Source organism: Synechocystis sp. IPPAS B-1465 (assembly GCF_003015225.1).
Lineage (GTDB): Bacteria > Cyanobacteriota > Cyanobacteriia > Cyanobacteriales > Microcystaceae > Synechocystis.
Genome location: NZ_CP028094.1, coordinates 2729562 through 2742416, shown reverse-complemented (window position 1 = coordinate 2742416; position 12855 = coordinate 2729562). Strand labels below are relative to the sequence as shown.

The window sequence follows — 12855 nt, the reverse complement described above, 5'->3', positions numbered from 1 at the left end:
TCTTTCAGCCATTGTCCTGGTCTTGATCCGTGGCATTGGGGGAATTATTATTCTGCTCCTCCCGATTTTGTTTAGCGATGCGCCATTGTCCCGTATCAGGGTCTCGGTAGGCCTTGTAGGGGGAGGGTCGCAACGGTTGGGAAGAAATTTTCACAGATATCACCCAAAGCCCAGGCGATCGCCAGGCTAAATCTCACCAGTCTAAGTTTAATGTTTTGATTTAGTTTGACAATGACGACAATCACCCCTCACGGGTGATCCAAATCACAAATCGCCGTTTGCCAGGGTTGGGGTAAGGGCGCTTTTTTCCTTTCCGGTAGGGCAATGCAGACATGGTGGGTTTGGGCCCGGGCCAGCAGTTGGGCAGACTCGGCTTGGCTAATCTCATAATCACAGCAAAAACGATGGGCACTAGCCTGGGTAATGGTCAAGTTCACCAACAGGCGATCGCCGCAGTGGGCAGGGGCGAAAAAATCAATGCTGGCATGGACTAAGGGCAAGGCAAAATCCCCGACACTAATGATATTTTGTAGGGATAAATGTTCTGATGACAGCCAACTTTCATAGGCTTCATGGCACATTTGCAAAAATTGGTTGAAATAAACCACCCCAGCTCCGTCCGTGTCCGCCAGGTAAACTTGCCTTTCATAGGTAAATGTCCCCATAGTCCCCCCCAGTTAACCGACCACTATCCCTTGAACTACTCCACCTGTTCTGGAACTGGCCACAAAAATCCACAGTCAATCAGCCTGGAAATCAGCAACAATGGTCAAAAATATTAAGAATTGTGCGCCCATCAATCCCTGAACTAGTGGATACAATAACCTTAGATTACCTTCCTTGCTGGCTTTTCTCGGCCATCTTGTTCACCTGAGTCAATTAACTATTTCCGTTGCGTCGTTTTTCGGCTTTTACACTCCCATGGTTAGAAAACGCTCCCAATTCCCTGTGATCGGCTCAATGGTGGCCCTTGCCCTGCTCAACACCGCCTGTGGAGGGGACAAGCCAGGGGCCAATGCCCCCAGAGCAATTCCGGTGCAGTTACAGACCCTGGAACCCAGCTCTGTGGTGGATAGCAACGAGTTTGTCGGCAACCTAGTGGCTACCAACTTTGTCGAGCTGGCCCCGAAAATTGATGGACGTATTTTGCGAATTTACGCCCAATGGGGTCAGCAGGTGAATGAAGGCGACCCAATTTTACTGTTGGAACCGACCCAGCAACAGGAAAATGTCAATGCCGCTGTGGGTAATCTCAACATTCAGCGGTCTAATTTTCAGGTCAGCGAAGCCAATCTCCGCACCTCCGAATCGGAAAGGGATGCGGCCCAGTCTTTTGTTACTACCCAAGAAGCCAACCTCGCCCGGGCGATCGCCGATCTGGCCAATTCCCAGGAAGTGCTGAAAACTAGGGAAGCGGATCTAAAACGGGCCCAGGCCAATCTTAACTTGGCCCAAATTAACTTCAAACGAGCCCAATTTTTAGTGGAAACGGGGGTGCAACCCCAACAGGATTTGGACAATCGCACCACTGAATTGGAAGATGCCAGGGCCAACACCGAAGCGGCCCAAAAAACAGTCCAGGCGGCCAAAGCTACCGTTCAAGCTAACCAGTCCAGTGTGTCTGCTTCCCGGTCTGCCGTACAGCAGGCTAAGGATAATTACCAAGCCGCCGTGCAGAGGGTCAGTGCTTCCCGGGCCACCATCAATGCCCAAAAAGGGGCGATCGAGCAAGCTCAAGGCCAATTGGGAGCCACATCCCAGGAATTAATTTATAACCGGGTTTTAGCCCCCGTCAGTGGGGTAGTGGGTAACTTACCGTTGCAAATTGGTGATTTTGTCCGCACGGGGCAAAGCTTTACCACCATTACCAACAACAACGAATTTGAACTGGACATTAACGTGCCAGTGGAACGCTATAACGATCTGCGCCTTGGTTTGCCCGTGGAAGTTGTTCGCAGTGATGGCCAAGCTGGGGAAGTGGGACGCATCAGCTTTATTTCCCCCACCGCCAACCGCAACGATCAGTCCATTTTGGCCAAGGTTATTTTCAAAAATGATGGCAGCCTGCGGAATAACCAGTACGTCCGAGTGAGAATTATTTGGGATCGCCAACCGGGCTTTTTGATTCCCACCACAGCGGTTACTTCCATCGGTGCCCAGCAGTTCATTTTTGTGGCCCAACCTAAAAACACCCAGGGCGAAGGCAAAGATGGCACGAGCAGTACTGAATTGGTGGCTCGACAAACCCCAGTGGTGCTGGGGGGTATCCAGGGGCAATCCTACCAGGTTCTTTCTGGAGTCAAAGCCGGCGAGCGGGTGGCGGTGTCCCGGATTTTGGAATTGCGGGACGGCATAGCCATTGAGCCTGCCAGTGCGGCCACTCCTTCTAGTAACAGTTCCCCTGAAAAGCTCGAGTCTTCCCTGTAACCCATTCAGTAGTAAATGCCCAAGAAAATTAGAGAACTAAAAAGTCTACTTAGCAAAGCAGGATTTACCGTTGAGTCAGGGAAGGGAAGTCATAGTAAATGGAAGCATCCCAAACTGGAGCAAGCTATCATTATTTGTGGAAATGATGGCAGTGATGCCAAACCATACCTTGAAAAACAGGTAAAGAATAGCCTTGCTATGTTGCAAAAACTTGATCAAGAGGACAGTTAACGGTGAAATATACAATCGTTATTCAATGGTCAAATGAAGACAATTGCTTTGTTGTCTTTTTACCTGAGTTTGAAACAGTGATGCAACCTGTTACCCATGGTGAAACCTATGAAGAGGCTTTTGATAATGCCCAGCAGGTATTAGGTTTATTAACAAAAGATGATCAACCTTTGCCCAATCCTAAACCACTTTTATTTATGGCCTAGTGCTTGATGTTCATTATTGGGGAGAAGATATTAACTTAGACTTATTAAAGTTAGTTTATTCGTTATTAGTAAAAAGGTTGCTTTTTTCCAGTTTTTAAGTCTTTTCTTTGAATATAAACTCAGGCAAAATCAGAATCGAATCTAAAAAAGTATTAAATTATGAATATAAATAAAGGCAAAGTAACCTATTTTAATGGTTTTTATTTTAGAGGCAGAACAGAAGCAGCCTGGGCATCAATATTTAGAATGATCGGAGCTTTTTTTGAATACGAGCCAAAAACATTTAAGCTGCCAAATCGGGAATTATATGTCCCAGATTTTTATTTTCCGAAGCTTGACTTCTGGGTTGAAGTTAAATGTGAGCCGCCTAATGATCGCTCTATTAATCAAATATTTGAACTCTCAAGGATAACAAAATTGCCTTGCTTCATTCTCTACGGCATTCCCTGCTTTCAAATGTTTTCTGATGCTAAAGTCTTAACTAATTTTGGAATAACTTACTTTACCCCTCCCGATGAAAAAATATGCATTTATTCTGGTAAACTTTCCCATGGACTCAAGTCTATGTTTGAAGCAATATCATTAATAAATGACATGAATATATTGAATTTTGAAAATCTCGTGATTCAAGCCACCAATCTTATAAAAGAAGAAAATAGTGGGCCAAGAAAAATTGATGAAATGACCATCCAATATTTAGTAAATTCACAAAAATGGTTTCGTATAAATGATGAAAATGAGCGACTAGATGCGCTTCAAAAATGCTTGTTAGAATCTGATTAAAATTATGACTTATTATAATAAGTAAAATACTCAATTATTCATTTTGTAGAGTAACTTTCACAGTCCTTGACTGTTTGAATGACATCCGTAGATTCCATTACTCAACACACTAATGTTCAATCCGGCTTTTGAGAATTATGACCCAAGCCCAAGCCAAGCGTTTTCAGTTTGATCGCCAACTGTGGCACCGCTTTGTTGAAACTGCCCAGCCCTATTTTTATCCGGTGGGGCAAAAGCAAACTCGGGTTTTTCTCGGTCTCATCCTGGCCCTCATGGTGGTGGTGGTGGCCTTGACCCTATTTTTATCCATGGGGTTGACCCTCTGGGCCACAGCAATTTTCCCTGACTTTTTTGCTAAATCTGGTGAGGGTTTGGTAGATGGGGTACAAGGTCTGATCAATTCCCCGGCTCCTTGGATCGGTTTAGTGGCCTTGGCCATGGCCGGGGCTGTTTTCATCAGCCAGCGCCAAAAATTACAACAACGGTGGCTCCAGTGGTTGCTGTTGGGCGTATTATTATCTCTACTATTTGTTGTCAACGGCTTAAACGTTATTTTAAGCTTTGTTTTTCGCTTCATTGATACAGCTTTAAACGGCAAAGATGCAGAAGTATTTTGGCAATTTCTCTGGATTTATGGCATTGTCATTGTGGTGGCTATTCCCATCATTGTGGCCTACCGCTATTTACGACAAAAGTTAGGGGTGCTCTGGCGGCAATGGCTGACGGAACACTTTCTTGGCCGCTACTTTAAAGGGCGTTCCTACTATCATCTCGACTCCAATTCTGCCTATACCTTAATTGATAATCCCGACCAAAGGATAACCCAGGATATCCAATCCTTTACCGGGGTTACTCTGGATTTTTTATTGGATATCCTTGACTCCATCCTCACCTTAATTTCCTTTACCGCCATCCTCTACACCATTTCCCAAACCCTTATGTGGGGGTTGATTGGTTATGCGGTCTTCGGGACAGTGGTGGCGATCGCCATTGGCACTAGGCTAATCCGCATTAACTATGAACAACTGCGGTTGGAAGCTAATTTCCGTTACGGCTTGGTGCGGGTAAGAGATAACGCCGAATCCATCGCTTTTTACCGGGGAGAAGGGCTAGAGCGGAAACAGGTTACGGATCGTTTGCTAGGGGCGATTAGAAACTTTAATTTACTAATTATTTGGCAAGCTTTAATCAGCCTATTTCAGCTAGGCTATAACTATTTCACCAGGCTAATTCCCTATATTATTATCGCCCCCCTTTACCTCGCAGGAGACCTGGACTTCGGGGCGATCGCCCAAGCTAGTTTGGCCTTTGGCATGGTCCTTTCTGCCCTATCTCTAGTAACCAACCAGATTCAAAATATTACTGAATTTGCCGCCAGCATTAACCGTTTAGGAGAATTTTACGAATCTTTAAATGGCCCCAGCAATGAATTGGAACGGCCGGAAAGTACTGGTTTTGACCACAACGTTATCACAACCCGTATTGGTGCCACCGTTGCCCTGGAAAATGTCACCCTTTCTCCCCCCAATTCCTCACGGATTTTGGTACGGGATTTATCCCTGGCCGTGGCTCCCGGTAACCATCTGTTGATCATGGGCCCAAGCGGGAGTGGCAAAAGCTCTCTCCTCCGGGCGATCGCCGGTTTATGGGACAGCGGTCAAGGCACCATTGAACGACCTGAACTGGCGGACTTATTATTTTTACCCCAACGGCCCTACATGATTTTGGGCACCCTGCGTGAACAGTTGATTTACCCCAGTGCCCAATCCATAGCGGACGACGATTTTCTCTTGGAAACTTTAAACAAGGTTAATCTACCGGACTTAGCCGAGCGTTTTGGTGGTTTGGATAGCCTGGAAAATTGGTCCAGCGTCCTTTCCCTGGGGGAACAACAACGTATTGCCCTAGCCCGAGTTTTCATCAACCAACCCCGCTATGCCATCCTCGACGAAGCCACCAGCGCTCTGGATGTGAATAACGAGGCGGAACTCTACCATGCTCTGACGGATTTGGGTACAACCTTCATCAGCGTGGGACATCGACCTACCCTGCGAAATTTTCACCGGCAATGTTTGGAAGTTCAGGCAGAGGGACGGTGGCAAATAAGCCCCATTAACAATTAATCGATATTCACGCCATTCCATCTGATCCATTTGAACTACCCGGGTTGAGTCAAAGATAAATAAATCCCAAGACCCATCCCAGCCCCCAACCAAAGATTAGCCCATAGTACTTCCCCCCACATATTTCTATGGTTAACTCTAGGTTTAGGGGCGAAAGAAAACCTGCTCCTTTGCTAGAATTGTCCAATCCAAAATCAGGTAGCCATTATGATTTTTCCCGGTGCAACGGTGCGAGTCACCAATGTTGATGATACTTACTATCGCTTTGAAGGCTTAGTTCAACGGGTTAGTGACGGTAAGGCTGCAGTCCTATTTGAAAATGGCAACTGGGACAAATTAGTCACTTTTCGGCTCTCGGAACTGGAAGCAGTCAAACCCATCTAGGCACTTTGCTCCATGGCTTGACCCCTCCATAACTGAGTTGCGGCCATGGGGGTGGGGACTATCCAGATATTTGGCTAGAATGGAGAGCAATTTTAAGTGCAGTTCCCTTGGCGTTAACCCATGAAAATTCGTCCCTTTCTTGTGGCCCTGGGCCTAACTACCTTTGCTGGCGCTGCCCACGGGGCCAACTTTGAGGATTTGACCCAACTGCTATCCACTAAAAAATGTCCCCTCTGTGATTTGCGGGGGGCAGGCTTGGTGATGGTTAACCTCACCCGGGCGGATTTGACGGGGGCGGACTTATCGGGGGCCAATCTGTCGGGGGCAGATTTGACGGGAGCGAATCTTTCCGGTGCTAATTTAACTTCCGCTTCCTTGAATGGGGCTAATCTGTCGGGGGCAAATTTAAACGGGGCGATCACCGATGGTACCGATTTTCGGGAAGCCTATTTTGACCGGGCGACGTTTATCAATACCAATTTGGAAACCGCCTATATGCAGGGGGCCAAAGCCGTTCCGAATACAGCCGGCACTCCCCAACTATTCTATGGCTGGGGCCTGTTAGAAACCAGTAAGGGAAATTATCAATCTGCCCTCAACCACTATGACCAAGCCTTGGCCCTGGACCCGGAATTTGCGCCGGGATATTTAGGGCGGGGTTTGACCTTGCTGAAAATTGGCAATGAAGCTTCCGCTAAACAAAATGTGGAATATGCCCAGTTATTGTTTGAGGAAAACCAGGATGAGGTGGGGGTTAAAACTTCAGAGCAGTTTTTAGAAGATTTGGCCAATATGCAGGAGGCCCGACGTCAGGGGGCAGGAAATCCCCAGTTGGATGCCATTGTGCGGGGGGTGGCTTCCATGGCGTTTAAATATTTACTACCCCTAGTGGGACTCTAGGAATATCAAACTGTGGTTAGCGGCGATCGCCTACGAAGCCAGGGAAAAACCATAGAAATAGTGACCCATGCACAGGGCATAATCAGCGCTTAATTCTTGCCGGCCTAGTTCCTCATTTGAAGATTGACCGCCAATTTGCCTAAAATCAAAGCAGACCTTTTTGCCAAAATCTCAGCCTAGTTGGGGCACAGAAAAAATATGAATTATGCGGCGATCGTCGGCCAGGGCTTAGGAATTCTGCTGGCAGTGATGACGGTGTTATTTATTTTTCGGATTATTCTCACTTGGTATCCCCAGGTAGAGCTGACTAAATGGCCATGGAAGCTCATTGCCCTACCCACCGAGCCATTATTAATTCCCCTGCGTAAGCTAGTGCCCCCCATCGGCGGCGTTGACCTAGCTCCTATCCTCTGGGTCTTCATCTGTACCTTTTTACGGGAAATTCTTATCGGTCAGCAGGGGCTGATCACCATGGCCAGTCGCTTGCAGTAAACCCGAGTTAAGCCTTATTTGCCTGAACTAATTGTTAGATAAGTTAAGTAAGACCAAGCTTAGCTAACACTGGGGTAGTAGAAACCACATGGCGGTCAAGTCCCAGCTCCTTGGGATCAATGCCTAGGGCCAAACCTACCAATTGGGGCAGATGTAACACCGGTAAATTTAATGGTTGCCCCAATACCTGACCAATTTCCGGTTGACGGGAATCCAGTTGCAGATGGCATAGGGGACAGGGGGTAACTAAACAATCGGCCCCGGCGGCGATCGCCGTTTGTAAATGCCGGCCGGCCAGTTGAAAAGATTGGGGCGTAGCATAGCTGGAGATGGGCCAACCACAGCATTGGGTACGACCTTCGTAGTAAATGGGGTTAGCCCCTAGGGTAGTAAAGACTTTTTCCAGAGATTGGGGATCAAAAGGGTTAGCTTCCGGCAAATTTTCCTGGGCCCGGAGCAGGTAACAACCATAAAAAGAAGCACAGTTGAGGCCAGTTAGACTTTGCCTGACCCGCTGGGCCAAAGCTTCTAGCCCAAAATCCTGTACCAAAGCCCAGAGTAAATGGGTCACCCGGCTGGAGCCTCGATAGGGAGCACAGCTTTCTTTTTTTAGGTAACCGTTGATTTGTTCCACATAGGCTGGGTCATCTTTTTGGGCTTTTTTTAGCCGTTCGTCCACATGGGCAATTACGCCCTGACAGGTACTGCAATGGGTTAATAAGGGCAAATTTAACTGTTCTGCCAAGGCGATATTGCGGGCATTAACGCTATCTTCTAACAGTTGGGAATCTTCTTTGAAGGTGCCAGAGCCACAACAGGAAGCTTTTTTTAGCTCCAATAATTTAATGCCCAAAGCTTTGCTCAGAGCGGTGGTGGCCAGGTGCAATTCCCCACAGGCCCCCTGGGCAACGCAACCGGGAAAGTAGGCATATTCAAGGGCAGTAATCATGGCGGCGACGGGAAGTGTTCTCTCTAGGCAGTATATCGTGGGCTTTTGGTCGGGGAACAAAAAACGCCATTCCCCACTAAGTTTAGTCAACGTCTTTAATGCTCTCCGTCAATGGAAAAGCCTGCCATCGGCCATAGATTTTTTGAAAGGTTTACAATGGAGAGACCGGGATTATAGAACCATATTGTCCAGGCAAACCCCGACTATAGTCGGAACAGTTTGTAGGGGCAGCGCCGACAAAAAAATAGACAATTAAAGAATGTTACCCTTGACTTAACATCGAGTCCCAGTCACCCCCGGACCTCCATGACTAAACCAAGCAACGATGAGCCGCCACTGACTAATGTACGAGATTTGGAAGCTATGTTGCCGCTGGAGGAAGAGGATTTAACGGCAGACTCCCAGGATTTGGAATACACCGCTGTAGCCCATCGTCAGCAATTTAGTACTGATTTAGTGCGCCTTTACCTCCAGGATATTGGTCGCATTCCCCTGTTGAAGCGAGATGAAGAGGTGCACATAGCCCAGCAGGTGCAAAGCTATCTCCGCCTAGTGGAAATCCAAAATCGGGCCGCAGAATCCGATGCTGCCATTGACCAATACCAAACGGCGATCGCCGTCCACGATCAACTTTTAGTCCAGTTGGGTCATCGTCCTTCCTATGAACGTTGGGCCAAAATCCTCGGGCAAACCGTAGCGACCCTTAAGCAAACCCTCAAAAGCGGTAAAAAACGATGGGCGGAGTTGGCGGGGTTGACGGTGGAAGAATTAGAGAATATTGAAAAGCAGGGCATTACGGCCAAAGCCCACATGATCAAAGCCAATTTAAGGCTAGTGGTTTCCGTCGCCAAGAAATACCAAAATCGGGGCTTGGAACTTTTAGATCTGATCCAAGAGGGCACCCTGGGGTTGGAGCGGGCGGTGGAAAAATTTGATCCCACCAAGGGTTACCGCTTTAGCACCTATTCCTACTGGTGGATTCGTCAGGGCATCACCAGGGCGATCGCCACCCAGAGTCGTATGATTCGTTTGCCGGTGCACATCACCGAGAAGTTAAATAAAATCAAACGAGCCCAGCGGAAAATTTCCCAAGAAAAGGGCCACACTCCGAAAATTGACGAAGTGGCGGAAGAATTAGGCATGACCCCGGAGCAGGTGCGGGAAGTGCTGACCCAAGTGCCCCGTTCCGTCTCCCTAGAACTCAAGGTGGGGCAGGATAAGGATACGGAGCTAATGGATTTACTGGAAACCGACACCCAGTCGCCGGAGGATGAATTGATGCGGGAGGCTCTCCAGAATGACATGCAGGAAATTTTGCTAGATTTGACCCCCAGGGAACAGGAAGTAATCGCCCTGCGCTTTGGTTTTCAAGACGGCGTAGCCCACTCCCTATCTGAAATTGGGCGTATTTTGAATTTATCGAGGGAAAGGGTACGACAGATTGAAGCTAAGGCTCTGCAAAAGTTGCGCCATCCCCGCCGCCGGGACCGCATCCGGGACTATTACGAAAATTTGGGTTAGGCCACTGAATTCGCTAAAACTTTAACGGCGATCGCCTCTGGACTATTAATTACCAAAATACTTTGGGAGGGACAGGCCTGCCATTTTTGGTCGGCAAATAGGGGTTCCGAAGCCACAATCACTCCCCCCGGACACCGCTCACTATTAGCCAACCAATATAGACTAGGTTCCGGTTGACGACTGGCATAACGACAGGCCACAATGCGCTGACCATCGGCCAGCAGAATATTGGCGGAAAAAAACGTGTCATGTTGTCGAGCCAACTCCACCAACGTCAGTAAACTTGCCTCCAACGCTTTTCCTAAGCTCGTCTTTGCCCAATCACTATCACCAGGAGAAGTTTGCCTTAACCGCCGGAGATTATCCAAAATTAGGGCAAAAATATGTTCCGAGTCGGTGGTGCCATGGATAAACTGATAACTGGCATCGCTCAATAAATTGCGTAGAGGCCGGTAGAGAGTGGTGCGAAAATTATTAATAAAGCCATTGTGGACAAATAAAAGTCCTTCCTCAGTAAAGGGCTGACAATTAGTCAAATCCACTGCCAACGGCGGTGTGGCGCTACGGACATAACTGACAAAACAACTAGACTGGATATACCGACTCAAGTGGGGCAGATTAATATCACTCCAAATGGGCAGGACATTTTTGTAGAGATAGGGATTGGGCAAACTTTCCTGGTCAAACCAACCCAAGCCAAAACCGTCAGCATTCAAAAGCCCCGCTGTCATTTCCTGGGGTTGATAGCTCTGGACAATCAGGGAATGTTCCGGGCGATAAATTAGTTGCTCTGGTCGCAGTGGTTGACCCAGATACCCTAAAAGACGACACATAAAAAACTTTTGATAATCTTGGCGGCCCGCTGAAATCATCCCTACCGACGGGGAAACCAAAGGACAGTGGCTGCCCATCCCGAACTTTTACGGGGAGCATAGACCAGCTTGAAAAATCTTTCAGGGCAAAAAAAAGGCAAGAAAAAGCCCCTGGGCGTCTTTCCTTGTTTCGACTCCGGGGGCTTCAACTTACTCCTCACACACCTCTAGATAATAACTTCCTCACCCACCTACCCCATGGACACTATGACAGTTAAGAGATTGTCACAGCGCCTGGGTTGATTATCAAGAAAACTTGACTTTTGCCGCTTCACTCCGGAATTGATGGGAGCAAAAAACATAAAACTTCACAAAATAAATCAAGGATTCATGACATAGGATTCAGTGAAATGCCTGAAACTCTGTAGTAGTCGGTGATCTTGGGGTTTTGATCCCCTTGACGTTCCGCCGCTGCTCCATGTTACAAAAGGTGAAGTTCGTGATCCCCGTAGGACTCTCTCCGGCGATCGCCCTGGCTCAAGGTCAGGAACTTTAACAACATTCACCTTTGCTCCCCCTGTATCCACCATTGGAAGTAACTAAACCCATCCTCTTTCCACGGGCTGATTGTGGAAACCCGTAGTATGGACTGTCCCATAAACCCAGAGTAATTGTTATGGCTAAAGAAGACCGACCCTCCCTCAAAGACATGACGCTGCGACAATTACGCCGAGTTGCCAGTGAATGTAATATTTCCCGGTACAGTCGGATGCGTAAATCCCAGCTACTAGCAGAGGTGGAAAAAGCCCTCAACAAACCTGCCCCTGCCCCATTTTCTGTCAAACCCCTTAACCGTCCCCAGGAGGAACAAGCTGTGGAAGCTTCTAAATTTGAACTTGGTCAAGATGATAAAGTTGGCGCTCCCCTCACCGCCGTTGATGAAGTTTTGGGGGATTTGCCCGGTGGTTATGGTGAAAGCCGCATTACCCTCATGCCCAGGGATCCCCAGTGGGCCTACGCCTATTGGGATATTCCCAAAGAACATAAAGATGCTCTCCGCAGTCAAGGGGGACAGCAATTGGCCCTACGGCTCTACGATGTAACTGACCTCGATTGGCAAACCGCCAGCCCCCACAGTGTTCAGGAATATCTCTGTGATGAATTGGCCCGGGAATGGTATTTACCGATCCCCGTTAGTGACCGGGATTATGCCCTAGATATTGGCTACCGCACCTTTGATGGTCGCTGGCTCACCCTGGCCCGTTCCACCCCCATTCGCATTCCCCCCGTTTATCCCTCCGACTGGGTGGAGGAAGTATTTGTCACCGTCAATTGGGACGAAGACCTCCAAGGTAAAACCATTTACCAATTGGTTCCCCCCAGCAAACGGCCCGTGGGAGTTTCCACCGCTGTGTATGACCAAGTATTTGACATGGCCCAGGGAGCGGAGGCAATGCGGATGGCCGGTTCCCTCTACGGTTCTATGCAACATGTACCCGGTTCCATCACCCATGAGCAAACCTTGAGTTCCTATGTGTTTCCCTCCGGGGTGGGTCTGTGGGCTGCTCCCAATGTTTCTGGATTGAATATGTCCGGCATTGGCATGGGTTATGGCCTTTCCAGCAGGGAATTTATGGCTTCGGAAGCTCCAGTCCGTCCCCGGCAGTTCTGGTTGGTGGCCGATGCTGAACTGATTGTTTACGGTGCCACAGAACCCGATGCCACGGTGACCATTGGTGGCCGTCCGATTAAACTCAATGAAGATGGCACTTTCCGTTTCCAAATGTCCTTCCAAGATGGCTTGATTGACTATCCCATTGTGGCTGTAGCGGTGGATGGGGAACAAACCCGTAATGTGCATATGAAGTTTACCCGAGAGACTCCTTCCCGTAACACCAATACAAAGGAAGAAGCCGTACCGGAATGGTTTAGCTAGATTGGCTCGTTTCCAATTTATTTGCCATTGTTTAAACGAGATAAATCATAAATTTCCCGGCCAAAGGATGTGAGTTATTGCTGTTTCCTTG

The 12855-nt window shown here is 48.1% G+C and carries 14 protein-coding genes; 10 read left to right on the top strand and 4 right to left on the bottom strand.

The annotated features are described in order from the left end of the window. Positions 1-4: 4 nt before the first annotated feature. Both C7I86_RS18765 and C7I86_RS12920 read right to left on the bottom strand, forming a co-directional pair. On the bottom strand, positions 5-154 hold the full coding sequence (locus tag C7I86_RS18765; protein WP_162098354.1) for a hypothetical protein: 150 nt from the start codon (positions 152-154) through the stop codon (positions 5-7). 94 nt (positions 155-248) lie between these two features. Continuing rightward, the gene (locus C7I86_RS12920) at positions 249-665 is read right to left on the bottom strand and encodes a 1,4-dihydroxy-2-naphthoyl-CoA hydrolase (RefSeq protein ID WP_010873655.1); all 417 of its coding nucleotides are present in this window, start codon (positions 663-665) and stop codon (positions 249-251) included. Between the two features lie 256 nt (positions 666-921). On the opposite strand from C7I86_RS12920, the gene C7I86_RS12915 reads away from it, so the two are divergent. The 8 genes from C7I86_RS12915 (at position 922) to C7I86_RS12880 (ending at position 7546) form a co-directional block, all read left to right on the top strand. Next, on the top strand, positions 922-2427 hold the full coding sequence (locus C7I86_RS12915) for an efflux RND transporter periplasmic adaptor subunit (RefSeq protein ID WP_010873654.1): 1506 nt from the start codon (positions 922-924) through the stop codon (positions 2425-2427). Positions 2428-2442: 15 nt separating this feature from the next. Beyond that, on the top strand, positions 2443-2658 hold the full coding sequence (locus tag C7I86_RS12910; protein ID WP_020862091.1) for a type II toxin-antitoxin system HicA family toxin: 216 nt from the start codon (positions 2443-2445) through the stop codon (positions 2656-2658). A 2-nt stretch (positions 2659-2660) separates the two neighbouring features. Next, a complete protein-coding gene (locus tag C7I86_RS12905; RefSeq protein ID WP_010873653.1) occupies positions 2661-2864 on the top strand; it encodes a type II toxin-antitoxin system HicB family antitoxin in 204 nt (67 codons plus the stop codon). Positions 2865-3023: 159 nt separating this feature from the next. Next, positions 3024-3647, top strand: a complete 624-nt coding sequence (locus C7I86_RS12900; protein ID WP_010873652.1) for a hypothetical protein — start codon at positions 3024-3026, stop codon at positions 3645-3647. 137 nt (positions 3648-3784) lie between these two features. Beyond that, a complete protein-coding gene (locus tag C7I86_RS12895) occupies positions 3785-5770 on the top strand; it encodes an ABC transporter ATP-binding protein/permease (protein ID WP_010873651.1) in 1986 nt (661 codons plus the stop codon). A gap of 207 nt (positions 5771-5977) precedes the next feature. Next, positions 5978-6154 (top strand): NAD(P)H dehydrogenase subunit NdhS, encoded by a 177-nt coding sequence (locus tag C7I86_RS12890; protein WP_010873650.1) that lies wholly within the window; start codon positions 5978-5980, stop codon positions 6152-6154. A 120-nt stretch (positions 6155-6274) separates the two neighbouring features. Then, positions 6275-7054 carry a pentapeptide repeat-containing protein gene (locus C7I86_RS12885; RefSeq protein ID WP_010873649.1) on the top strand — a complete coding sequence of 260 codons (780 nt, stop codon included), beginning with the start codon at positions 6275-6277 and terminating at the stop codon, positions 7052-7054. 198 nt (positions 7055-7252) lie between these two features. Next, positions 7253-7546: a YggT family protein gene (locus tag C7I86_RS12880; protein ID WP_010873648.1), complete on the top strand. Its 294-nt coding sequence runs from the start codon at positions 7253-7255 to the stop codon at positions 7544-7546. Positions 7547-7589: 43 nt separating this feature from the next. Here C7I86_RS12880 and C7I86_RS12875 read toward each other — a convergent pair whose 3' ends face one another. After that, on the bottom strand, positions 7590-8495 hold the full coding sequence (locus C7I86_RS12875) for a CoB--CoM heterodisulfide reductase iron-sulfur subunit B family protein (RefSeq protein WP_010873647.1): 906 nt from the start codon (positions 8493-8495) through the stop codon (positions 7590-7592). A gap of 306 nt (positions 8496-8801) precedes the next feature. Between C7I86_RS12875 and sigC the strand changes: the two genes are divergently transcribed. Beyond that, the gene (gene sigC, locus C7I86_RS12865) at positions 8802-10016 is read left to right on the top strand and encodes an RNA polymerase sigma factor SigC (protein ID WP_010873646.1); all 1215 of its coding nucleotides are present in this window, start codon (positions 8802-8804) and stop codon (positions 10014-10016) included. Here sigC and egtC read toward each other — a convergent pair. Next, the gene (gene egtC, locus C7I86_RS12860; RefSeq protein ID WP_020862095.1) at positions 10013-10888 is read right to left on the bottom strand and encodes an ergothioneine biosynthesis protein EgtC; all 876 of its coding nucleotides are present in this window, start codon (positions 10886-10888) and stop codon (positions 10013-10015) included. The two genes, sigC and egtC, sit on opposite strands and share 4 nt — an antisense overlap. Before the next feature lie 616 nt (positions 10889-11504). On the opposite strand from egtC, the gene C7I86_RS12855 reads away from it, so the two are divergent. Beyond that, the gene (locus C7I86_RS12855; RefSeq protein WP_010873644.1) at positions 11505-12764 is read left to right on the top strand and encodes a DUF4912 domain-containing protein; all 1260 of its coding nucleotides are present in this window, start codon (positions 11505-11507) and stop codon (positions 12762-12764) included. Positions 12765-12855: the final 91 nt, after the last annotated feature.